Origin of the sequence: Burkholderia sp. MSMB1078WGS (assembly GCF_001528895.1) — a bacterium.
GTDB lineage: Bacteria > Pseudomonadota > Gammaproteobacteria > Burkholderiales > Burkholderiaceae > Burkholderia.
Genome location: NZ_LPDI01000111.1, coordinates 72,624 through 94,530 on the forward strand (window position 1 = coordinate 72,624; position 21,907 = coordinate 94,530).

Here is a 21,907-nt window from a genome sequence, read left to right on the forward strand (position 1 = left end):
CGCGTCACTTGCCGGCCTTGCTGGCCGCCTTCTGCGCCGCCTGCGCCTTCATCTGCCCGAACAGTTCCGAGCACGGCACGTCGCGGTTGTTGCTCGGCGCGATCAGCGGAATCAGCGCCGCGAACGGATTGATCAGCCCGAGCCCGACCATCGCGCCGGCGCGCAGCGCGAGCGCGCCCGCATCGACGCCGACCTTCGGGTTCTTGAACGTGCCCTTCGCATACAACGGCGAGCGCAGCGAGAAGATCCGGAAACCCTTCGTGTGCGGATGGACCTTCAGGTCGAGCGATTCGTCGCGCAGGTTGATCGGGCCGTCGACGTTGATCAGCGCATCGTCGGTATCGAGCGCGAAGACCTTCGGGTCGAGCATGCCGTCGGTCGCCACGAAATCGATCGCCGCGCAATTGATGTTGACGTCGCGGTTGCCGAACAGCTTCTCGTAGACGACGTTCGCGACGTTCAACCCCGCCGCCTCCATCAGCAAGCGGCTGATGCGGCCGTTGGTGATCAGCGCCTTCACTTCGCCGTTCGACGTCGCCGCGAGCGCGGCCGGCGAATTGCCGGTTGCCGACAGCGACGCGTCGCCGTTGATTTCGCCGAACGCCGTCTGCATCACCTTCTGCGTCGGGAACAGCTGCTTGAGCTTCAGATGCCGTGCGACCAGCTTGAAGCGGCCCTTGAGCGGCGTGCGACTGCCGTCGAGATGCGCGTTCGTCTCGAGTGTGCCGCCCGCGACGCCGAACTGCAGCGGCTCGAACGACAGCACGCCGTCCTGCATCAGGATGTGCGTGTACAGATTGGTGATCGGCAACTGCGGGCTCTTGATCAGCTTGCGGCCGGTGAACTTCACGTCCGCATCGATCGCGCTCCAGCGTTCGGTGCGGAACGTCTCCACCGGCAGCACGCGATCGGGCGGCTGGCGCGTCGTGTCGCCGCGCTTCGCCTTGCTCGCGGCCGTATCCGCACCGATCACCGGCGCGAGATCGGAGAACTGCAGCAGGTTCGACACGAGTTCGCCCGACAGCTTCGGCCGCGGCGCGCGCTGCGCCCAGACGAGCGTGCCGCCGAGGTCGCTGCCGCCGACGCGGCCGTTGAAGTTCTCGTAGCGGAAGGTGCTCGCATGCGGCTTGAAGTTGCCGATCAAGCGCCCTTCGGTCGCATAAGGCGGCGTATCGGGCAGCGTGATGCCGGTGAGCTGATAAAGATGCGACATCGACGTGCCCTGCAGCCACAGCCGCAGGTCGAGCGCCGCGAGATGCGTCGGGTCGGTCAGCGTGCCGACGATCGCGAGCCGCGTATCGCCGGCCTTCACGTCGGCCTGCAGCGGGAACGGCCGCGACGCATCCTGGATCGCGAGCACGCCGCCGACCTTGCCGGTCCCGCTGATCGGCACGTTCTTGTAACGGCCGTCGACCTTCAGCCCGAAGGCATAGGTCGGGCCGGACGGCTTCGCGGGCGCCGCCGCCCCGCTGGCGCCGGACGCAGCAGCGGCCGCCGAAGCGGAAGGCGTGGCAGGCACGGACGCAGCGGGCAACCCCGACGAACCGGAAGCGGCCGACGCGCCCGAGGCCGCGGCCGCGCTCGCCCCCGACGCGGCTTGCGCATCGGCCTTCGCGCCCAGTTGCGCCGCGCCATGCTTGCCCACGCGCTGCGCCGACGCCGCACGCGACGTCTGCTCCTGTTCCTTCAGCACGTCGCCGAGCGGGATCGGCTGGCCGAGCGTATCGATCGCGACGGTCAGATCGGCCTTCGTGATCGCGTCGCGATACGTGACGGTGCCCTTCGCGAACCCGAAGCTGTCGAGCCGCACCTTCCACCGCGAAGGCTGCGACGACTGCTTGAACTGGAAGGTCCACGTATTGCTGCCGTCCGCGCGCCGCTCGAGATCGACGGCGGGATTCACGACGTCGATCGACGGGATGACGATTTCATGCGCAAGCAGCGGCAGGATCGCGAGATCGAAGTGCGCGGCATCGAGCGTGACGAACTTGGGCGCCTTCGCCCAGTCGGGATTGCCGATCTCGAGTTGCGTGGCGGAGAAGCTCGGCCAGGGCACCCATGCGCGCCAGCCGGTTTCGCCATCGGGGCGACGCCAGCCGACCTTGAGGTCGCCGTTGATCGCGAACGGGCGGCCGAGTGCGGCACTCACCTGTTCGTTGACCCACGGTTTCGCGCGGTTCCAGTCGAACGTGAAAAGAAAGACGCCGGCCGCCGCGATGAGCACCGCGACGATACCGACGACCCATGCAGCCGATTTGCCGATGGCTCGGGTTAGCGTCATGGCGGTTCCGTTGTTGTTCTGAAGTGTTGCCACACCATGCCGGGCCGCTTGCGTGGACGAACGGCGCACGACAGCTGCGGCTTTTCGATCGGTATTATGACGCACGACATGGCGGCCTTTCGGCGCCATTAACGCTTTTTTTCATTTGTGACATGACCTCCCCCACCGGCCTCATCGACGCGCAGCACATCACGCGGCGCGACGCCAGCAGCGGCAAGACGCTGCTCGCCCCCACCGATCTCAGCCTCGCCGCGGGATCGCGAATTGCTGTCACCGGACCCTCCGGATCGGGCAAGAGCGTGTTGCTGCGCGCCCTCGCGCTACTCGATCCGCTCGACGGCGGCCACCTCCTGTGGCGTGGCCGCCGGATCCGGCGCAGCGCGATTCCGCGCTACCGGCGCAGCGTCGCCTATGTCCGCCAGCGCCCCGCGCAAATGGACGGCACCGTCGAGTCGCAGTTGCGCTACCCGTACTCGCTCGCGATCTATCGCGACGTCGCGTTCGATCGCGCGCGCGCCGAAGCGCTCGCCGCGCAGGCCGGCCGCGGCGCCGGCTTTCTCGACAAACGCGCGAGCGACCTGTCCGGCGGCGAGGCGCAGATCGCCGCGCTGTTGCGCGTGCTGCAGCTCGATCCCGACGTGCTGCTGCTCGACGAGCCGACCTCCGCGCTCGATCCCGAATCGGCACGCGCGATCGAAGCGCTCGTCGGCGCGTGGTTCGACGCGGCGCCCGACGCACGCGCATACATGTGGATCTCGCACGATCCGGCCCAAGCCGCGCGGATCGGCACGACGCGGCTCGTGATGCAGGCCGGCGTATTGCACGCGGCCAACCCGACGGAGATCGCGCGATGAGCCCCGCCCTTCAGGACCTGAGTCTGGTGGACGTCGGCATCGCCGCCGCGCTTGTCGCCGTCAACGGCGCGATCTCGGCGGCGCTGTCGCTCGGCCTCGGCCGCAAGCTCGCGCTCGCGGCGGTGCGCACCGTCGTGCAGTTGCTCGCGATCGGCTACGTGCTCGGCTGGGTGTTCGGCCATCCGCACTGGTACGTCGTGCTGCCGCTCACCGCGCTGATGACGCTGATCGCCGGTTTCGCCGGCGCGGGGCGCGGCAAGCGCACGTACCGCGGCCAACGCATCGACAGCATCGCGTCGATCTGGTTCAGCAGCTGGTTCGTCGCGGCGGTCGGCCTGTTCGTCGTGATCCGCATCCATCCGTGGTTCGCGCCGCAATACGCGATCCCGATCCTCGGGATGATTCTCGGCAATACGCTGACGGGCGTCTCGCTCGGCGTCGAGCGGATGATGGAGGAACTCACCGCGCGCCGCGATCGCGTCGAAACCGCGCTCGCGCTGGGCGCGACGCGCTGGGAAGCCGCGCAGGACGCCGCCCGCCAGGCCGTGCGCGCGGGCATGCTGCCGACGCTGAACCAGATGGCGGTGGTCGGCGTCGTGAGCCTGCCGGGCATGATGACGGGCCAGGTGCTGGCCGGCCAATCGCCGCTGCAGGCCGTGCGCTACCAGATCGTGATCATGTTCCTGATCGCCGCGGCGTCCGCGCTCGGCACCGTCGGCGCGGTGCTGATGACCTATCGCCGGCTGTTCTCGGCCGATCACCGCTTTCTCGCGTCGCGGCTCGAAGAGCGCACGCACTGACGCGCGGCGGCAGCGCGCGCATGCGAAATTTTCACCGGGATGTCATGGCCGGACGGACAGGATGCGCGCGAGCATGACGTGACATCCGCGTGACGCCACGCGTCGCCGTTGCACGGTCGCGGCGCCGCGCCTCGGAGCCGGCAGCGGATGCATTGCAACGGCGGCACGGCGGAGCTGCTCGCGTGCCGCCCTGCTCGTTCCGCCCGTCGAACCGGTTGCGCGCGCACCGGACGAAACGCCGGCCCGCGCGCGCCGCTCAATGCTTGATCGACACCGTCACCTTGGTGCCGTCGCTCATCGTCACGGACTTCGACCCGCCATTGGTCGGAATCGACACCCACTTCACCTGGCTCACCGACGCGACGTCCGGGCACTGCAGCGACTTGCCGCCGGCCGTCACGCTGCGCGTGCCCTTTGGCGCGGCCGCCTGGAAGCTCAACTGCACGTTGGCGACACCCTTTGCGTCGACCGACGGCGCGAGCCGCACCTGGGTCTGCCGCACCATCGCGCCGTTCGCGTCGCGCGGCAGGTTGTCGGCGTTCGGGCAGCCGTCCGGCATCGCAACGGCACCGCTCGGCGGCACCGACTTCCAGTTGAAATCGTCCGTCTCGCCCGAGCGGATCTTGCGGGTCTCCTGCGTATTGCCGAAGGTCTTCGAGTCGACCTTGACGGTGTATTCGAGCTGTCCCGTACCGCCGCCCTTCAGACTGCCCTTGACCGGCGGCGCCGCGAATACGCTCGCGCTGACGCACGCCGCCGCGAACACGACCGACCACGATGCGGCAACCGACAAGCTGCGTTGGCTCATGCTGACCTCCTTGTAATGCGGCGGCACGCGCGTGCCGCGCGGTTTTCGATGCATGATGCGCTGCCAGTCTACCGCCAAGCGGGATGCAATGCGCCGCAAACGCATCGGGTGTTACCCCGCTTGCGTTCGCGGCGCCGCAACCTTACGCGTACCGCCGGCTCAGAACCCGCTCAATACGAGCTTGCCGATCGCGCGCCCGCCCTCGAGCATCCGGTGCGCGCGCCGCACGTTCTCGGCATTGATCGTGCCGAGCTGTTCGCCGAGCGTCGTGCGCAGCGTGCCGCCGTCGACGAGCCGCGCCACCTCGCTCAGGATCTTGTGCTGCTCGATCATGTCCGGCGTCTCGAACATCGCACGCGTGAACATGAATTCCCAGTGAAACGCGGCGCTCTTCGCCTTCAGCAATTCGACCGGCACCGGCTTCGCGTTCTCGACGATCGTGCAAATGCCGCCCTGCGGCCGGATGACTTCCGCGGCGGCCGGGAAATGATGGTCGGTGTCGTTGAAGATCAGCACGTAGTCGACGCTCGGATGGCCGACCTCGCGCAATTGCGCCGGCAGATCGCCGAAATGGTCGACCACCGCGTCCGCACCCAGCGCGCGCACCCATTCGGCCGACGCCGGCCGCGATGCGGTCGCGATCACGTGCAGCTTGCCGAGCGTCTTCGCGAGCTGGATCGCAATCGAGCCCACACCGCCCGCGCCGCCGATGATCAGCACCGACTTGCCCGCGTCCGCGCCCTGCGGCGACACGCGCAACCGGTCGAACAGCGCTTCCCACGCGGTCAGCGCGGTGAGCGGCAGCGCGGCCGCCGCCGCGAAGTCGAGCGTGCGCGGCTTCAGCGCGGCGATCCGCTCGTCGACCGCGTGAAATTCGCTGTTCGCGCCGGGCCGCGTGATGCTGCCCGCGTAGAACACTTCATCGCCGGGCCGGAACAGCGTGACGTCGGCGCCGACCGCGACGACCGTGCCGGCCGCATCCCAGCCGAGCACGCGCGGCGTCTCCTCGATCTGCGGCTTCGGCGCACGCACCTTGGTGTCGACCGGGTTCACGGAAATCGCCTCGACCTTCACGAGCAGATCGCGCGGGCCCGGCACGGGCTGCGGCAGTTCGACGTCGAGCAACGCTTGCGGGTCGTCGATCGGCAGATAACGGGTCAATCCAACGGCTTTCATCTCGATACTCCTTTCAGGGAATCCGGCAGGCTGCGGCGCAACCTCCATGCGTGCCATCGTAGGCAACCCGATCATTCGAGAAAACCGCTATATTTCCTGAAACATTTTCAGGAATTCCAGAATAATGACGTCTGCTCCCATTTCGGCGCCCGACAAGCCGCTCGACCTGCTCGACGTCGCGCTGTTCGTGCGCGCGGCACTGCTCGCGAACGTCAGCGCGGCCGGGCGCGAATTCGGCGTGTCGGCCGCGGTCGCGAGCGCACGCATCGCGCAGCTCGAACGCCAGCTCGGTGCGCGGCTGCTGCACCGCACCACGCGCCGCATCAGCCTCACGCAGGACGGCGAAGTCTTCATGGCGCGCGCCGATGCGCTGCTCGCGGCTGCCGATGCCGCGCGTGCGTCGGTCGGCCGCGGCCGCAGCGAGCCGTATGGGCGGCTGAAGGTGTCGATGTCGTCGTCGTTCGGCCGCCAGCACGTCGCGCCGGTGATTCCGGCGTTCCTGCGCCGCTATCCGTCCGTGTCGCTCGATCTGCGGCTGTCCGACGAGATCGTCGATCTGGTCGACGACGGCTACGACGTCGCGGTCCGCCTCGGCGCGCTGAAGGATTCGACGCTCGTCGCCCGCAAGCTCGCCGCCAACCGCCGCGTGCTGTGCTGCTCGCCCGCCTATCTCGCCGAACGCGGCACGCCGCGCCACCCGACCGACCTGACGCAGCACGAATGCGTGATCCTCGGCGACCAGCGCGACTGGTCGTTCGCGACGCCGCAAGGCCCGCTCACGGTGCGGGTCGGCGGCCGGCTCGCCGCGAGCAACGGCGAAGCGATCCGCGAAGCGCTCGTCGACGGCTTCGGGATCGCGATCAAGTCGACCTGGGACGTCGGCCCGCTGCTCGCGAACGGCGTGCTCGTCACCGTGCTCGACGATTACCCGTTCGCGGAAGACGTCGCGATCTGGGCCGTCTATCCGAGCCGCGCACACGTGCCGCTGAAAACGCTCGCGTTCATCGCATTCCTGGCCGAGCATTTCGGCGATCCGCCGTACTGGGATCGCGCGAGCGGACGATAGTCGGCGGCGTTCGGTTCGCGCTGCGGGCGTGCCGGTTCGAGTCCGGCCTCAGGATTCGTCCCTGCCGCGACCGCCCGTCCGGGCCAACCGGCTACAATGGCGCGTTCGCGACGCAACGGCCTGCAGCCGCACGGGGCCGCGTTCGCAGGCGGCCGCCCGCGGGCCGCGCACGTCATTCATTCGTCTTCCAACCACTCGTCATGACCCACAATCTCGTCATCCAGAGTCTTGCGCCGCTGTCGGACGCCCATCACAAACCGCTGCTCGCGCTGTCGCGCGGCACCCGCATCGTGCAGACCGACGATCACGCGTTGCGCGTCGAAAACGCGAGCCCGGCGCAGCGCCTCGACATCGACGCGTACTGCGGCACGCATGCACTCGACTTCGGGTTCGTCGAGGCCGGCCTCACGCTCGGCGATTTCGGGCTCGCGGTGATGGACATGGATTCGACGCTGATCACGATCGAATGCATCGACGAGATCGCCGATTTCTGCGGGCTGAAAACGCAGGTCGCGGAGATCACCGAAGCGTCGATGCGCGGCGAGATCCGCGATTTCAACGAAAGCCTCACGCGCCGCGTCGCGCTGCTGGCCGGGCTCGACGCGCACGCGCTCGAGCGCGTGTACGAAGAACGGCTGCAACTGTCGCCGGGCGCCGAGACGATGCTGGCCGGCGTGAAGGCCGCCGGCATGAAGACGCTGCTCGTGTCGGGCGGCTTCACGTTCTTCACCGAGCGGCTGAAGGCGCGCCTCGGCATCGACTACGCGCATGCGAACACGCTCGAGATCGTCGACGGCAAGCTCACCGGCAAGGTGCTCGGCGAGATCGTCAACGCCGACGTGAAGGCGCGCCTGCTGCGCGAGACGTGCGCGTCGCTCGGCCTCGAGCCGCGCCGCGCGATCGCGATGGGCGACGGCTCGAACGATCTGAAGATGATGGCCGAAGCCGGGCTGTCGGTCGCGTTCCACGCGAAGCCCGTCGTGCGCGATGCGGCAACGGTCGCGTTCGACCATGTCGGCCTCGACGGGCTGCTGCGACTGTTCTGATCCGGCCGCACCGTCAATGAGAAACGCCGGCGCGACAAGGCATCGCGCCGGCGTTTCGTTTTTGCGCCGGACGTTGCCGGCCGGCGATCAGCCGAGTGCGGCCTGCATCGCGCGCTCGATGTCCGCACGCAAATCGGTTTCGTCTTCCAGACCGACGTAGAAACGCACCAGCGTGCCGCGATGCGGCCAGTCCGGACGCATCGACGCGACGTCGTAAGGCATCGCGAGGCTGCACGCGCCGCCCCAGCTCCAGCCGATCGCGAACAGCTCAAGCGACTCGACGAAACGGTCGACCTGCTCCGCGCTGTAGCGTGCGTCGAACACCACCGAGAACAGCCCGCCCGCGCCGGTGAAATCGCGCATGAACGACGCGTGCCCCGGGCAGTCGGCGATCTGCGGATGCAGCACCGCCGCAATCTCCGGCCGCGCCTTCAGCCATTGCGCGAGCGCGAGCGCACTCTTGCCGTGCGCGTCGAAGCGCACCTGCATGCTCGGCAGGCTGCGCAGCACGAGCGAGCAATCGTCGACCGACACGCCGATCCCGCAGCGCATCCGCGCGAGCTTCAGCTTCGCGTGCAGCTCCGCGTTCGCGGTGATCGTCGCGCCCATCAGCACGTCGCTGCCGCCCGACTGGTACTTGGTCAGCGCCTGCACCGAAATGTCGACGCCGTGCTCGAACGGCTTGAACGCGAGGCCCGCGGAAAAGGTGTTGTCGATCGCGGTGACGATGCCGCGCGCCTTCGCGGCCGCCGTGATCGCCTGCACGTCGGGCACTTCCATCGTCACCGAGCCGGGCGCCTCGATCCAGATCAGCCGCGTGTTCGGCTGGATCAGCTCGGCGATGCCGGCGCCGATCAACGGGTCGTAAAAACGCGCGGTGATGCCGAAATCGTGCGCCAGCCACTTGCCGAAATCGGCGTTCGGGCCGTACACGTTGTGCGGAATCAGCACGTCGTCGCCCGCTTTCACGATCCCGAAGTAGACGTTCATGATCGCCGCGAGGCCCGACGGCTGCAGCAACGCGTGCGTGCCGCCCTCGATCTCGGCGAGCCGCTGCGCGAGCGCGAGCGACGTCGGCGTCGCGTGCAGCCCGTAGCGCCACTGGTTGTCGTCGTGCCAGACCAGCGCGCGCATCGTCGCGAGATCGGGGAACACGACCGTCGACGCGCGCGCGACCGGCGGCACGAACGAACGGAAGCCTTCCGGAATGACGTCGTCGGGTTGAACGATGCGGGTTTGCAGCGCGCGCTTGGGAGTGGATGCGGTCATGACTGGAGGCCGGGCACGAGGCCGTTCGGTTGCGGAATATGTCGCTAGAGTAGCCAAAATCGGCGCGCTTGGCCCGGTACAGTGCGCGCCGCGCACGCCGAGCCAGCGTGCGCTCAGTCGTCGGTGCGCAGATTGACGATGCCGCCCACCGTCTCGATTTCGTGCACGCGGCCGTCGCGCACCTGCAGCGCCGCGCGCTTGCCCGGCGCCAGACGCAGCACGACCGGTTGCGGATCCGATTCGTCCGAATTCATCCGGTCGGCCTTCAGGTCGCCCGCCGCGTCGAAACGGCCGATCCACACGCCGGTGATGTTCGTGCCGTCGTTCGACTCCTCGATCTCGAGCGTATCGCCGTCGCGGTCGCCCGCGAGCAGCACGACCTCGCCCGTGTCGGCGAACTGGTATTCGCCGTGCACGCCTTCCTCGTCCGTCTTGGGGCCGAGATGCACGACGATCGGCCGGTCGCCGAGCGTGCCTTCGTAGCGCGGCAGGCGGGCGAACTCGGGATTCGGTTTCAGCGGCCGCGCCGGCGCCGGTTCATCCTGCTGCACGCCGGGTGCAACCCCCTGCGCTTCGACCGCCGCCGGCATCGCGATGCCCGCTAACAGCGCACCCGCGACGACGAGCGCCCGTTGCCATTCCGAATATCGACCCACCTTGTGTTGCTCCTTGCTTCAGATTCGCCCGACCATCGCGGACCGTGCCAGGTCGAAACCCGGCCCTTGCGTCGCCGCGCAAGCCTGCGCTGCGACTGCGTCGTCGGCGTACGCGTTTCGCGTCAGCCCTGCATCAGGCTTTCCACCGCAGCGCGGTGCGGAATCGGCGCGACCGCGCCGTAACCGGTCGTCGACAGCGCCGCCGCCGCGTTCGCATAACGCGCGGCCGCGAACGGATCGTCGCCGGCGACGATCCGCGCGACGAACGCGCCGCCGAAACAGTCACCGGCGCCGGTCGCGTCGACGGCATCGACCGCGAAGCCCGGCACGACGCGCCGCTCATGCGGCGTCGCGACATACGCGCCTTCCTTGCCGAGCTTCAGCGCGACGACCTGCGGCCCGTGCTCGAGCATCGCGTCGACGATCGCGTCGCGATCGTTCGCGCCCGTGAGCGCCGTGACGTCGTCCCAGCTCGGCAGACAGATGTCCGTCTGGCGCAGCGCCTCGCGCATCACCGCGCGGGCACGCGGCAGCGGCCACAGCTTCAGGCGCAGGTTCGTGTCGAAGCTGACCTTCGCGCCGTGGCGACGCGCGTGGTCGATCGCCGCGAATGCCGCATCGCACGGGGCCGTGCCGATCGCAAGACTGATGCCCGACAAGTGCACGGCCTTCGCGGCCGCGAGCGCGTCGAGCGGCAGGTCGCCCACCGCATAGCGGCTCGCAGCCGAGCCCGCACGCAGATAGTCGAACTGGTGGCCATCGATGCCGTGCGTGACGAAATACACGCCGGTCGGCGCCGTGCGGTCGATGCGTACGTACGTCGTGTCGACCTGCTCCGCCGCCCACATGTCGGCCAGCAGGCGGCCGAACGGATCGTCGCCGATCGCCGACACGAAGCCCGTCGACGCGCCCTGGCGCGCCGCCGCGATGCAGAAGTTCGACGTGTCGCCGCCGAAGCCCTGCAGGAATTCAGGGCGCCCCGGCTGCGACTGGTTGAATTCGATCATCGCCTCGCCGAGCGCGAGGATCTCCGGAAATGCAGCGGCCATCGCTTACACCTCGCCCCACAGATCGTGGCCGTCGGCGCCCGTGATCTTCACGGACACGAAATCGCCGACCTTGTAGCGCTTCGATGCCTTCGCCGCCGGCTCGACATAGACGACACCGTCGATCTCCGGCGCATCGGCTGCCGTACGGCCGATGCCGCCTTCTTCGCCGACTTCGTCGATCAGCACCTTGAGCGTCTTGCCGATCTTGCGCTGCATGCGGTTCGCCGACACTTCCTCGGCCACTTCCATGAAGCGCGCGCGACGTTCCTCGCGGACCTCGTCCGGCAACGCGCCGTCCAGGTCGTTCGCGGTCGCGCCTTCGACCGGCGAATACGCGAAACAGCCGACGCGATCGAGTTCCGCTTCGCGGACGAAGTCGAGCAGCGTCTCGAACTGCGCTTCCGTCTCGCCGGGGAAGCCCGCGATGAACGTGCTGCGGATCGTCAGGTCCGGGCAGATCTCGCGCCACTTCTGCACGCGCTCGAGCACCTTCTCGGCGTTCGCCGGACGCTTCATGCGCTTCAGCACTTCCGGGTGCGCGTGCTGGAACGGCACGTCGAGATACGGCAGCACGTGGCCCTTGAACGGACCTTCGGCCATCAGCGGAATCACTTCGTCGACGCTCGGATACGGATACACGTAGTGCAGCCGCACCCACGCGCCGTACTGCGCGGCGAGTTCGCCGAGCGCGGCGACCAGGTCGGTCATGCGCGTCTTGATCGGCTTGCCGTTCCAGAAGCCCGTGCGGTACTTCACGTCGACGCCGTATGCGCTCGTGTCCTGCGAGATCACGAGCAGTTCCTTCACGCCCGACTTGAACAGGTTCTCGGCTTCCAGCATCACTTCGGCGACCGGGCGCGACACGAGGTCGCCGCGCATCGACGGGATGATGCAGAACGTGCAACGGTGGTTGCAGCCTTCGGAGATCTTCAGGTATGCGTAGTGACGCGGCGTGAGCTTGATGCCGGCCGCGGGCACGAGGTCGACGAACGGGTCGTGCGGCTTCGGCAGGTGCGAATGCACGGCCTGCATCACTTCGCCCACCGCGTGCGGGCCGGTGACGGCGAGCACCTTCGGGTGGACTTCCTCGATCAGGTTCGAGCCGCTGGCACTCGACTTCGCGCCGAGGCAGCCGGTGACGATCACCTTGCCGTTCTCGGTCAGCGCTTCGCCGATCGCGTCGAGGCTTTCCTGCACCGCTTCGTCGATGAAGCCGCAGGTGTTCACGACGACGAGGTCGGCGCCGTCGTAGGTGCCGGAGATTTCATAACCTTCGGCGCGCAGTTGCGTGATGATTTGTTCGGAATCGACGAGCGCTTTTGGGCACCCGAGGGATACCATACCTATACGCGGCGCCGGGGAGTGAGCCGGTGATTTCTGTTGGGACATCTGGAGTGTGGGGCGTGGCAGCAAAAGCGAGAGTTTACAGCTATTTACGGTTCAGCGACCCAAAACAAGCGGCCGGCGGTAGCGTTGATCGGCAGCTCGAGTACGCCGCCCGCTGGGCGGCCGACAACGAGATGGAGCTTGATGCGTCCCTATCACTGAGGGATGAAGGGCTGTCGGCGTACCACCAGCGCCATGTGCGGCAAGGCGCGCTGGGGTATTTCTGCGGGCGGTCGAGGACGGGCAGGTGCCCGCCGGCTCGGTACTGATCGTCGAAGGTCTGGATCGCTTGAGCCGCGCCGAGCCGCTGCAGGCGCAGGCGCAGCTCGCACAGATCGTGAACGCCGGCATTACGGTCGTGACGGCTAGCGACGGCCGCGAGTACAACCGCGAGCGCCTCAAGGCGCAGCCGATGGATCTCGTTTACAGCCTGCTGGTGATGATCCGCGCGCACGAGGAATCGGACACGAAGAGCAAGCGCGTGAAGGCGGCGATCCGCCGGCAATGTCAGGGCTGGATCGCCGGCACGTGGCGCGCGCCGATCCGAGTCGGCAAGGATCCGCACTGGGTGAGGGAAACCGAGGCCGGCGGGTTCGAACTGGCCGACGACCGGGCGGCCGCGGTACGCCTCGTCATCGAAATGTTCAAGCAGGGTCACGGCGCAGTCAGGATCGTGCGGGAGCTCGCCGACCGCGGGCTCAAGATAACGGACAGCGGCCGCTCTGCATCGAGCCACATCTACCGACTGCTGGCGAACCGGATGCTGATCGGCGAGAAGTCGGTCGAGGTCGACGGGGAAACGTTCCGGCTCGAAGGCTACTATCCCGCCCTGCTCACGGATGCCGAGTTCGCCGATCTGCGATACCTGGCCGAGCAACGCGGGCGCCGCAAGGGCAAGGGAGAAATCCCCGGGGTCGTGACGGGGCTCGGGATCACCTACTGCGGATACTGCGGTGCCGCGATCGTCGCGCAGAACATCATGGGCCGCCGGCGGGCTGCCGACGGACGCCCATACCCCGGCCACCGCCGGCTGCACTGCGTCACGTACAGCCAGAGCGCCGGGTGCAAGGTCAGTGGAAGTTGCAGCGTCGTGCCGGTCGAACGGGCCCTGATGCTGTATTGCTCAGACCAGATCAATCTGACGCGCTTGCTGGAGGGCGACTCTGGAACGGTGTCGCTCGCGGCGCAGCTGGCCAGCGCGCGGCAGCGCGTTGCCGAGTTCGAGGCTCAGGTTCAACGTGTCACGGACGCGTTGCTATTCGATGACGGCGAGGCGCCTGCCGCAGTGTTGCGCCGCGTGCGCGAGCTCGAAAATCAGCTTGCGACCGAGCGACGGGACGTCGACTCGCTCGAGCATCAGCTCACCGCATCGGCGTCGAATGTCGCGCCGGCCGCTGCAGATGCGTGGCGCGAACTGATACGCGGGGTGGAATATCTCGATTACAATGCGCGCCTAACCGCACGCCAGCTCGTCGCCGACACATTCTCAAGAATCGTGATTTACCAATCGGGATTCCAACCCGATTCCGGGGAAGACACCATCGGGCTGATTCTCATTGCAAAGCGTGGTAGTACACGCATGCTCCATGTCGATCGAAAGACTGGCGAGTGGCGAGCCGCGCAGGAGCACGATCTTGCGGAAGACACCCTCCCACTTTGCCAAGACAATAACCGACCATGACTCTTGACGACCTTGCATCGCCTGTATGGTGGACGACGGCGGTAATCGGCTCAGTCGCAATTAAAATTGTCGCCGACTACGTACGGACAGGTATCACGAAACTCGCGCTGAAAGGTTACGCCGCATGGTCAAGCAGGTCTGCCTTGGCAAAGGCTGATTACGATAAGCGGATCGAAGAACTACGTGAGAGTTCAGTCCTTCGGGAACTCTATTTCCAACGCGAAGTGCGGGCACGTCACCGAGCCAGCTTCTTTATGACCGGAGCGCTGTTTTCAGGCCTGCTGGTCACGTTGATCCGAATGCAGTACAAGCTCGCTGCGCTCCCTTCAGCACCTTCTCCTTATGTCATTATTCACATGGATGCGAAGTACATGATCCCCATTTTTATGATTGGGGGGATGTATTTGTTCGCGCTGTCAGCATCGGCATACGCCCGAGCCGGTTTTATCGGCGCGATGCTTGAAGAGGCAATTACGCCGACCGAAACGGCCACGCATCAAGGCCTCAAGCAGCAATAGTTTCAGGTCCGTGATGCATGTCAGGAGAGCACTTCATTTGGACGGATTCAACCGCGCTTCTGCCAACATTTCGTCTGCAGGATAGAGCTGCAGCATCGCGCGCGCGGCCTCGACGTTCGACGTCGTTAACCACTCTTCCCAATCGTCGGGTCGCAAAATCACGACCGACCGCTTTTCGTCGGCCGGCCTGTGCATGCGCGACATCAGCGGGTGGCCGTCTGCGTTGACGGTTAGCATCGCCATCGCATGAACGTCCGAACCGTCCGGGCGACGCAGCGTTTGCCAGATACCGGCGACGCACAGCGTCGGGCGGTCGATTACACCGATGCGCTGCCACACGCATGGCCCGAGCACCCATTTGCCATCGTTGCCTTGATAGGCATCCGGATACGACGGCTCGACGACGTACTTGGCCGGGATCAGGCAGCGCCCCCATCTCGCCACGTTGGAGCGAATAGCCGCGGCTTCCCCACGTTATCATCACGCACGTTCATCAGCGTGCGCATGATGTCCGGCTTCTTGCCGGCCGCCTTCGCCGCCTCAATCCGCTCCTTCTGGATCGAGCGCGGCACAAAGCCGAAGTTGGCGATCAGCGGCTTGAACTGCCCGTCGACGTAGCCGACGATCGGCGCGTCGTAGTCCTGATAGATCTCGGGCTTCCACGGCGTCCAGCGGTACAGATCGCGAAAGTTATTGATCTTCAGCTCGCTCAGGCCCGGATCTTCGCCCGGTGCGACGTAGTTCGTGCACATAGACCGTCCCCAATTTTCATTCTTGACGGGACCATCTTACCCCGCGATACACTGTGTTTTTATACAGTGGCTTCGACGTGATCAAGCCGCAGTGGGCGTACATCTGGGAGTTTCGGTTTCTCGACGAGAACGAGTGGAAACGCACGCCCTGCGAATTGACGGAACGCGAGCTTGAATGGTGGCTCGAGACGGTATTTGACCGAATCGAGATGGCTCAGACGAGGCCCCTCGAGCGCACCAAAGTCGACCGAAATCGCGTGCCGCGGAGGGATAGGCGCATCAGGCTGAAGCCGAAGATGCCAGAGTTCGATGCCCCGAGTGATGCCGAACTTAGAGCCCTGTGGCGGGAATACACTGACCTACAGGTGCGATGGCTGATCCTCGAAATCGTCGCCCTTCGGAAATCGCTGGACTACATCCAAGAGTGGTTCGATTACGTCGACAAGAACATCCCGGATCGCGGGCAGCCCAGTGGCTGGAATGGAGACTTTCAGAAGCTGCGCCATCTCCTTCGAAAGGAACGGGCGCGCGCTGGGATGATTTGAGGCGGCTGTGGCATCCTGAAGCCACTCGCACGGGAGGCGACTATGCGCACAATTGCGGAAGAATTCAGCGATTCCGACGACGACTGGTTCGGCTTCGCCTCGGCGCAAGACCGGAAGGACGGCCATTCTCTGCGGGCATACCTGCTGCGCTACGCGGACCGCATTCCGGAGCACCACGTCGTCGTCAACGTCGAGTTCGTCCTCCGCTCGGAGTATCCACCTCGCGGCGTTCGTCCGCCGTACCTAAGCGTCACCCACTTCGATCCGGGGCACTCGACCGACTTACCGCTCATGTGAAAGCGAAACATCGAGGATCTCAATTTCGATTCCACGACCACGTATGTCGAATGCGGATACGACATTTTCGACTCATTCAGCGACGTCACGATGGACCTGACGGCGCGCGGGTTCTACATCAAGCCAATCGAAATTCGAGGAGCTAGCAATTGCGGCCCGGACAGCCTGGATGATGGCCCCGAGAACTGATCAAGCAAACGCGGTGCGCCGAAATACCTCAGACATCAATCTCTAGAGATCGGTTAGACTTGCTGTTCATAAAAGCACAGTACGGGGCGCGAATTGAATCAACACGTCATAAGCCGGTTAATCGGTATTCACAAAATGCTAGTTGGAGCGTATGAATCCAACATTAGCTTGTCTTCCAACACTAAAGGACTTGAGCGCCAGACCTTTATCGATAGCTTTCTGTCTCAGGTATTGCCGTCGCATTTTCGCTTCGGAACTGGTGACGCAACTGATCAAGCGGGGAACAGAAGCGGTCAATTGGACGTAGTCATCGAATACCCGTTCGTGCCAAGCTTGCCGATTGTTGGATCGGAAAGGACTCGCCTCTACTTGGCCGAAGGGATTTCTGCTGTCATCGAAGTAAAGTCAGATTTATCGAGTCAATGGAGTGAGGTTGAAGCAACTGCGAGCAAGCTCTCAGCCCTCAAACGACAGTTTGGCAGTGGTATCGCATTCGGCCCAACAGCCCCGCCGTACATACCGTTTTTCGTCGTTGGATTCAAAGGATGGAAATCACTCGACACGATGAAGTCGAAGTTGAGGTCCGGGGTTATCGACGGAATCCTTGCCGTCGACTCGTTGATGTTCTGCAGCACGGACAATTTTCACGGCATTAGCACCCCGGGCAATCCAGCGGCCCTTTGGGCGTTAATCTATTGCCTGCACTACGCTGGCAGTATGGGCGGATCCCTCGCGGTCGAAGCACCGCTCCAATACGTGCTGGGGCAATGACTCTTGGCTAGGCGTCGGAACTAACATCCTGGTTGCCTGACGCACCGCACACACCCACCCCTGCACCGCCTTCAGTTTGTCGATTTCGCGTTGGTCGTCGCCGGCGACCCCGAAAACGCGTTCTGCAACCGCTGGGTCGAGGTCTGCGAGGGCGGCGGAACCATCGCCCACGCCGGAGGCGCCGGTAGCTCCGGGCAGACCATCGGAACTGGCTGCAGTGCAGTTCCGGACGGCGACGCGCAGCCGGTCAGTGTCAGCAGCAAGAGCAGCGCGCAGGCTGCGACTTTCGGTTTCATGGTCGGTTCGCTCCTTCGTGAGTCGTGCGTCGACGGCCGCCACCTGCGAGGCGGCCGCATCGTGGGCGGCGATCGCGCGCTGTTCTGCGGCGAGTGCCGCATGCGAGATCGAGGTAAGGTCTTCTGCATGCCGCTGCGCGTCCGACGCGCGCGCGACCTGCTCGTCGGCAAGCTTGCGCACGCCGATTAGGTGATCGAGACCGGCGCCGGCCGCCGCTCCAAGAAGCGCAGCCAGCAGGTACGGCCATACGACTTTCAGGACGATCATTTCGGCTCCTTCGCATGCAGTCGCTTCAGCTCGTCCGGCGAGTAGACGAACCCCGGCAGCAGGAACGCCTGCACGCTCCAGACCGGATCGCTTTCCTCATGCCGGCCGTGATCCTTGCCCCGGTGATGGAGCGCGCACAGCAGCAGTTGGTTGTAGGTCGAGTCGACGAACGTCTCCGGCCGGGCCGGATCGAACGCCTCCCAGTCGAAACCCTGGGTCAGCCGGATCACATCCCAGACCGGGTGCTGGCGCGGGATCGGCACGGTGCGCTGCAGCTTGTGGCTGAACATCGTGTCGACCTGGTTGAGCGCAACGCCGCGGATCCACTTCCAGTCGATCGCGTGCGAGAACGCCCACTCGAAGAACCGGTGGTGCGACTCGACAGCCTGGTCATCGCCGCAGACCGCGCAGACGTAGCCGCCGGCCGCCTTCATCGCGCGCTTGCTCGCGCGGAACGTCGACGACTCGGTGCGCGGCTCGTGATCGGGATAGAAGACGTCCTCGGCGAGCGTGCGCCGCGTTTCGTGAGTATTCGTCGTCATAGGCCGCGCTCACAGAGGGCGCGCTCTTCCGCGCGCCGTTTCACCAGGCCCGGCAGCACGCGGCCGCCGGCCGTCACCCACTGCGGCCGGCCGCTGTCGGCCTCATTGATCGCGCGGCACGCGCCCTTCCAGTCGCCGGCGTTGAAGCGCTTCGCCGTCGTGCTGCCGCAGTACGCGCCGGCGCCGACGTTGTAGGCGAAGCTCGTGGCTCGACACGACACGGGAGTATTACGAGCGCGTCAAGAGTGATCCGGCGCTTGCGCGCGTCGTCTACTCCGCCCCGCAGTTGGCCGCGCAGGCAGTCGGCCGCGCATTGTACGAACGCCTACAAGCGCTGATGCCCGAGTGGTACCCGGACGCATGGGAAGACCTGCTGCTGAAGTATCAACGCGCCTATACGGGAGTCGCTCACGCTCCCGCGCAGGCGCCCGCTCGGGACGGGCTGACGGAAGACCTTCTCCAGCGCTGCCGTGAACTGCTCGAACTGAAAGAGAACGGCGAGTCGGAGCAACGGGCTTTGCGGGCGCTCGCGGATACGTATCGTCCCGACATCGCTGGCCACGACCGGCGCGCGATGGCGGTCTCGCAAACTCATATCGAAGCCATGCGTGCCCTTCTCGCTTCCACCCAGCAGCCGAGCAGCGAACCGGCGTCCGCCGGCGTCATCGCGGCTGCACTCGCGCTGATCGAAGCCGACCGTGCGCAGACGCTCACCACGGACCATATCGACGCGCTCGACAACGCGATCAAGATTCAGCGCAGCACGCTCAAACTGCCGCCGCCGAGCGGCGAGGTGACGGACGAAGCAATCGCGGCAGTCGACGAGGTATTGAAGGGGAACGCCGTGTTCTTCGGGCGCGAGAAGTTGCGCCGGATCGTCGAAGCCGCCGGCGCCCAAGGAGGCCGACAGAAATGAGCAAGTACCACAAACTCGACACGCTGATCGTCGCATCGATCGAAGATACCCCGAAGAAATTCTCAGCCGTCAACACCGGTGCAGTGCGTGAAGAAAGCGAGCGACTCGCGCGCGAAGAATGTCGGCCGACCACGTTCGGTGATGTCGTCGGCTGGCGCATCGTTGACCGGCGCCTTCAGGCGGTCCGCAAGAGCGGGAAGATCCGCTCGACGTCGAAAGGATGGGTGCGAGCATGAAGATCACTAAGGACATGCTCAAGGAGATGGAGCCGATCGTGTCGCAGTGAATTCGCGAGCGTGGCACCTGCATGGACGGCGCGAGCTATACGGCTGCGTTGGAACTGGCAGCATACGTTGCCGCCAATAGCACTACGCCCAACGGGAATGCGTGGATCAGCGTCGACGAGAAGCTACCGATCTGTAACCGAAAGGCAGGATCGCTGGGCGTCGAAGTGCTGATTTACCCCGCGATGGAGACTGGCGAGCGCATTGCATTCTTCGGTAGACAGATTAGCCAGAAGCCAACGTTCTATCGCTACGGTGCTCCAGTTCACGACGTCACCCATTGGATGCCACTACCTGACGAACCCACCCGTTCATAAGAGTTCAGCTCACGATGAGCGATGAATCTGCGCGTAGATCTCGCGCATGCCGCGGTGGGTACAGGGGCGACCTGGTGCGGCATTCTCGATCGCAATGTTGATGTCGTGCATCGAGAGGTTGGGATGGCGCAGTCGATCGTACAAGTCGTCAATGTGATCGGCATGGAGGAACTTCTGGCTCTTTTCGTTGAACCAGATTCGCGCCTTACCGTCCCTCATCTCGTCGACACGCAGGCATTTTGCCCGCGCAATTTCGAATACGAGCGTTCGGAACTCCGCCCTAGTCATATTGGATCTCCCGCTCATGCGTCCCGGGTCAACCGCTCTTCGGAAAACCGCTTCGCATAGGCGACCGCTTCAGGCTCTGTGTCGAATTCGCCAAGTTTCCGAAATGCAGCCTCGCGGCTGAATCCCACCTTCGTCACTTTGACCTGCGCGGCGAACTTGCCGTCGTCGGTCGGGCGTGGCGTGCAGTTCATTTCGTAGCCGCGCATCAGGAAAACAGACCGCATTCAGGGTTTCCTGCGGAAATCGAATGTACCGACGACGATGACGCCGCTCGCCGGAATGCCTAGTTTGACGGCAGCCGCCTGGTAGATCTGGTCTTTCCCGCGCTCGAACGCGGCCAGCCGATCCGAAGCGGTCCCGGGCGGATCACCAAAGTGATCATCCAGCGCCTCTCGCGAAATGCAGAAGCGCTGAACGATGCCGTCAATGGTCAGCGAGAAGTGAACGTCGCCGCCTTTTTCAAACGGTTCGGTACCTGGTGTCGGTTCGTACGCCACTGCCATCTCCTCTATTCGTCTTTCATGCACTTCAGCGGTTTGCCTTGGGATGCGAATTCGACGAAGCACATGTCGTGGCTCCATCGGTCCCAGACCATGGCGTTGTTGATCGGCGTGTACCGCAGCATCCACGCGGCGACCACGATCGCGAACACAACGACGATGAGCGCGCAGGTGCCGAGCGAGACCTTCCCCATATTACCCCCGAGTTGTTTTCTTTCGAGGATCGTAGCATGTCGACGTCGAAACCCAACCTGTGGACGACCGCCGAGGCGCGCCTGCTCGGCCGCCTCTATCCGTCCCCCATCACATCAGAGGCGCTCTACGCAGCGTTTCCGAGACGCTCACAGAATTCGGTCCAGACCTTTGCTCGTCGGGTGCTGAAGGTCAAGCGACCGGAGCGCGACCGGAAGGTATGCGCGACGCCCGCGTGGGACCGCATGCGCGCCATTCTCGAGCAGGAGCAGTTCTCGGTTCGCGAGCTGGTAAAGCGCTGCGGCGTCTCACAGCAGCGCGTCAGCGAACTGCTGACCATTCACCGCGCCGAAGTGCATATCGTCGACTGGATTCCGCCCGTCGGGCGCGCTCAATGGCGGCCGGTCTGGGCAGTCGGTACCGAGCCCGATGTGCCCCGCCCGCCGGCTATCAAAACCGGAGCGACGCGCAGTGCCATGAAGCGCAATCCGTTCCTCACCGCGGCGGGACTCGTGACGATCCCGGTCGGCGAGCGCGGCCGCGTCTTTCAGCAGCCCATGGAGATCGACGACGAGGAGCTTGCAGCATGAGCACGCGAACCGTCATCGAGATCAACCACGACTTCCTGCTTCGACTGCTGGTCGATCCTCTCGCCCTAGCCGCGACACTGCGCTCGGCCTGCTGCGACCACCAAGCCGAGCTGAACGACGACAACGGCCGCGGCCGGTCGCTCGACCTCGGTGGCGGCATTCGTATCGTCTATCGCCGGCACCACAGCGAAGAAGCGCGACTTACCACCAAATACGTGGACATCCAGATATGAGCGGGCTTTTATACCTTCAGGACAGCCGTTCATTCGTCGGCAATGACGTGCTGTGGTGGGCGCGTAACGGAAGCGGCTACACAACCGACCTGAGAAACGCCACGTCTATACACAGGACGAAGCGCAGGCACGCCACAACGCGCGCGCGACTGACATCCCGTGGCCGAAGGATTACATCGATTCGAAGTGGCGGCCGGCAGTCGACGCGCAGCACATCAAGCGCGATGAGGCGCTCGCTGGCACCGGAATCACGCTGACCAAGCCTCCTAAGCAGCACGCGGACCGCGTGAACTGCGTCGGATGCGGCCGGTTCCTGCGAGACGCTGACCGATATTCT

The 21,907-nt window shown here is 65.2% G+C and carries 26 protein-coding genes and 3 pseudogenes; 14 read left to right on the plus strand and 15 right to left on the minus strand.

Annotated elements, in window-relative coordinates:
* Positions 1–4: 4 nt before the first annotated feature.
* Complete coding sequence (locus WT24_RS30350; protein WP_060036914.1) at positions 5–2,281, minus strand: AsmA family protein; 2,277 nt, start codon at positions 2,279–2,281, stop codon at positions 5–7.
* A gap of 152 nt (positions 2,282–2,433) precedes the next feature.
* Here WT24_RS30350 and WT24_RS30355 point away from each other — a divergent pair, with 152 nt between their 5' ends.
* Both WT24_RS30355 and fetB read left to right on the plus strand, forming a co-directional pair.
* The gene (locus tag WT24_RS30355) at positions 2,434–3,135 is read left to right on the plus strand and encodes an ATP-binding cassette domain-containing protein (protein ID WP_059498829.1); all 702 of its coding nucleotides are present in this window, start codon (positions 2,434–2,436) and stop codon (positions 3,133–3,135) included.
* Entirely contained in the window at positions 3,132–3,935 is an 804-nt protein-coding gene (fetB, locus tag WT24_RS30360; RefSeq protein ID WP_027784553.1) for an iron export ABC transporter permease subunit FetB, read from the plus strand. The genes WT24_RS30355 and fetB overlap by 4 nt, the downstream gene beginning before the upstream one ends.
* A 256-nt stretch (positions 3,936–4,191) precedes the next feature.
* On the opposite strand, the gene WT24_RS30365 is transcribed toward fetB, so the two are convergent.
* Together WT24_RS30365 and WT24_RS30370 are read right to left on the minus strand one after the other, a co-directional pair.
* The gene (locus tag WT24_RS30365) at positions 4,192–4,743 is read right to left on the minus strand and encodes a DUF6013 family protein (protein WP_059499079.1); all 552 of its coding nucleotides are present in this window, start codon (positions 4,741–4,743) and stop codon (positions 4,192–4,194) included.
* Positions 4,744–4,902: 159 nt separating this feature from the next.
* Entirely contained in the window at positions 4,903–5,919 is a 1,017-nt protein-coding gene (locus WT24_RS30370) for a zinc-binding alcohol dehydrogenase family protein (RefSeq protein WP_059498828.1), read from the minus strand.
* A 124-nt stretch (positions 5,920–6,043) separates the two neighbouring features.
* Between WT24_RS30370 and WT24_RS30375 the strand changes: the two genes are divergently transcribed.
* Both WT24_RS30375 and serB read left to right on the plus strand, forming a co-directional pair.
* Entirely contained in the window at positions 6,044–6,985 is a 942-nt protein-coding gene (locus tag WT24_RS30375; RefSeq protein ID WP_060036915.1) for a LysR family transcriptional regulator, read from the plus strand.
* Positions 6,986–7,185: 200 nt separating this feature from the next.
* Entirely contained in the window at positions 7,186–8,031 is an 846-nt protein-coding gene (gene serB, locus WT24_RS30380; protein WP_059498826.1) for a phosphoserine phosphatase SerB, read from the plus strand.
* 87 nt (positions 8,032–8,118) lie between these two features.
* On the opposite strand, the gene WT24_RS30385 is transcribed toward serB, so the two are convergent.
* The 4 genes from WT24_RS30385 to rimO all read right to left on the minus strand — a co-directional run bounded on the left by WT24_RS30385 (position 8,119) and on the right by rimO (position 12,394).
* A complete protein-coding gene (locus WT24_RS30385) occupies positions 8,119–9,300 on the minus strand; it encodes a cystathionine beta-lyase (RefSeq protein WP_059498825.1) in 1,182 nt (393 codons plus the stop codon).
* A 113-nt stretch (positions 9,301–9,413) separates the two neighbouring features.
* Complete coding sequence (locus WT24_RS30390) at positions 9,414–9,956, minus strand: hypothetical protein (protein WP_060036917.1); 543 nt, start codon at positions 9,954–9,956, stop codon at positions 9,414–9,416.
* Between the two features lie 122 nt (positions 9,957–10,078).
* On the minus strand, positions 10,079–11,005 hold the full coding sequence (locus WT24_RS30395) for a sugar kinase (protein ID WP_059498823.1): 927 nt from the start codon (positions 11,003–11,005) through the stop codon (positions 10,079–10,081).
* Between the two features lie 3 nt (positions 11,006–11,008).
* Positions 11,009–12,394, minus strand: a complete 1,386-nt coding sequence (gene rimO, locus WT24_RS30400; RefSeq protein WP_060036919.1) for a 30S ribosomal protein S12 methylthiotransferase RimO — start codon at positions 12,392–12,394, stop codon at positions 11,009–11,011.
* Between the two features lie 244 nt (positions 12,395–12,638).
* Here rimO and WT24_RS30405 point away from each other — a divergent pair, with 244 nt between their 5' ends.
* Positions 12,639–14,072 (plus strand): recombinase family protein, encoded by a 1,434-nt coding sequence (locus tag WT24_RS30405; RefSeq protein ID WP_306453371.1) that lies wholly within the window; start codon positions 12,639–12,641, stop codon positions 14,070–14,072.
* Positions 14,069–14,590 carry a hypothetical protein gene (locus WT24_RS30410; RefSeq protein WP_060036921.1) on the plus strand — a complete coding sequence of 174 codons (522 nt, stop codon included), beginning with the start codon at positions 14,069–14,071 and terminating at the stop codon, positions 14,588–14,590. The genes WT24_RS30405 and WT24_RS30410 overlap by 4 nt, the downstream gene beginning before the upstream one ends.
* Before the next feature lie 33 nt (positions 14,591–14,623).
* Here WT24_RS30410 and WT24_RS30415 read toward each other — a convergent pair.
* Positions 14,624–15,342 (minus strand): annotated as a pseudogene (locus WT24_RS30415) (SOS response-associated peptidase family protein).
* A gap of 77 nt (positions 15,343–15,419) precedes the next feature.
* On the opposite strand from WT24_RS30415, the gene WT24_RS30420 reads away from it, so the two are divergent.
* From WT24_RS30420 to WT24_RS35875, 3 genes are all read left to right on the plus strand, one after another.
* Positions 15,420–15,887 (plus strand): hypothetical protein, encoded by a 468-nt coding sequence (locus tag WT24_RS30420; RefSeq protein ID WP_306453372.1) that lies wholly within the window; start codon positions 15,420–15,422, stop codon positions 15,885–15,887.
* Between the two features lie 42 nt (positions 15,888–15,929).
* On the plus strand, positions 15,930–16,184 hold the full coding sequence (locus tag WT24_RS30425; protein WP_060036925.1) for a hypothetical protein: 255 nt from the start codon (positions 15,930–15,932) through the stop codon (positions 16,182–16,184).
* Between the two features lie 324 nt (positions 16,185–16,508).
* Positions 16,509–17,144, plus strand: a complete 636-nt coding sequence (locus tag WT24_RS35875; RefSeq protein ID WP_373557252.1) for a DUF6602 domain-containing protein — start codon at positions 16,509–16,511, stop codon at positions 17,142–17,144.
* A gap of 30 nt (positions 17,145–17,174) precedes the next feature.
* Here WT24_RS35875 and WT24_RS33945 read toward each other — a convergent pair.
* The 3 genes and pseudogenes from WT24_RS33945 to WT24_RS30445 form a co-directional block, all read right to left on the minus strand.
* A pseudogene (locus WT24_RS33945) lies at positions 17,175–17,708 on the minus strand (lysis system i-spanin subunit Rz); the annotation flags it as partial.
* Positions 17,705–18,250, minus strand: a complete 546-nt coding sequence (locus WT24_RS30440; RefSeq protein WP_060036929.1) for a hypothetical protein — start codon at positions 18,248–18,250, stop codon at positions 17,705–17,707. The pseudogene WT24_RS33945 and the gene WT24_RS30440, both read right to left, overlap by 4 nt.
* Positions 18,247–18,459, minus strand: a pseudogene (locus tag WT24_RS30445) (glycoside hydrolase family protein); the annotation flags it as partial. The pseudogene WT24_RS30445 and the gene WT24_RS30440, both read right to left, overlap by 4 nt.
* Positions 18,460–18,587: 128 nt before the next feature.
* Here WT24_RS30445 and WT24_RS34755 point away from each other — a divergent pair.
* The 3 genes from WT24_RS34755 (at position 18,588) to WT24_RS35880 (ending at position 19,767) form a co-directional block, all read left to right on the plus strand.
* A complete protein-coding gene (locus WT24_RS34755; protein WP_156441886.1) occupies positions 18,588–19,166 on the plus strand; it encodes a hypothetical protein in 579 nt (192 codons plus the stop codon).
* A complete protein-coding gene (locus WT24_RS30460) occupies positions 19,163–19,402 on the plus strand; it encodes a hypothetical protein (RefSeq protein ID WP_060036935.1) in 240 nt (79 codons plus the stop codon). The genes WT24_RS34755 and WT24_RS30460 overlap by 4 nt, the downstream gene beginning before the upstream one ends.
* A 71-nt stretch (positions 19,403–19,473) precedes the next feature.
* Complete coding sequence (locus WT24_RS35880; protein WP_179949411.1) at positions 19,474–19,767, plus strand: DUF551 domain-containing protein; 294 nt, start codon at positions 19,474–19,476, stop codon at positions 19,765–19,767.
* A 9-nt stretch (positions 19,768–19,776) separates the two neighbouring features.
* On the opposite strand, the gene WT24_RS30465 is transcribed toward WT24_RS35880, so the two are convergent.
* From WT24_RS30465 to WT24_RS35045, 4 genes are read right to left on the minus strand one after another with little or no spacing between them, the layout of a single operon-like run.
* Complete coding sequence (locus WT24_RS30465; RefSeq protein ID WP_060036937.1) at positions 19,777–20,055, minus strand: hypothetical protein; 279 nt, start codon at positions 20,053–20,055, stop codon at positions 19,777–19,779.
* 14 nt (positions 20,056–20,069) lie between these two features.
* A complete protein-coding gene (locus WT24_RS30470) occupies positions 20,070–20,279 on the minus strand; it encodes a hypothetical protein (RefSeq protein WP_060036939.1) in 210 nt (69 codons plus the stop codon).
* Positions 20,280–20,552, minus strand: coding sequence for a DUF1488 family protein (locus WT24_RS30475; RefSeq protein WP_179949412.1), 273 nt, complete (start codon positions 20,550–20,552; stop codon positions 20,280–20,282).
* An 11-nt stretch (positions 20,553–20,563) separates the two neighbouring features.
* Positions 20,564–20,749, minus strand: a complete 186-nt coding sequence (locus WT24_RS35045; protein WP_060036943.1) for a hypothetical protein — start codon at positions 20,747–20,749, stop codon at positions 20,564–20,566.
* A gap of 36 nt (positions 20,750–20,785) precedes the next feature.
* On the opposite strand from WT24_RS35045, the gene WT24_RS30485 reads away from it, so the two are divergent.
* Positions 20,786–21,337 carry a hypothetical protein gene (locus WT24_RS30485; protein ID WP_060036945.1) on the plus strand — a complete coding sequence of 184 codons (552 nt, stop codon included), beginning with the start codon at positions 20,786–20,788 and terminating at the stop codon, positions 21,335–21,337.
* The gene (locus WT24_RS30490) at positions 21,334–21,570 is read left to right on the plus strand and encodes a hypothetical protein (protein ID WP_060036947.1); all 237 of its coding nucleotides are present in this window, start codon (positions 21,334–21,336) and stop codon (positions 21,568–21,570) included. Before WT24_RS30485 ends, WT24_RS30490 begins: the two co-directional genes overlap by 4 nt.
* The last annotated feature ends 337 nt before the right edge of the window (positions 21,571–21,907 follow it).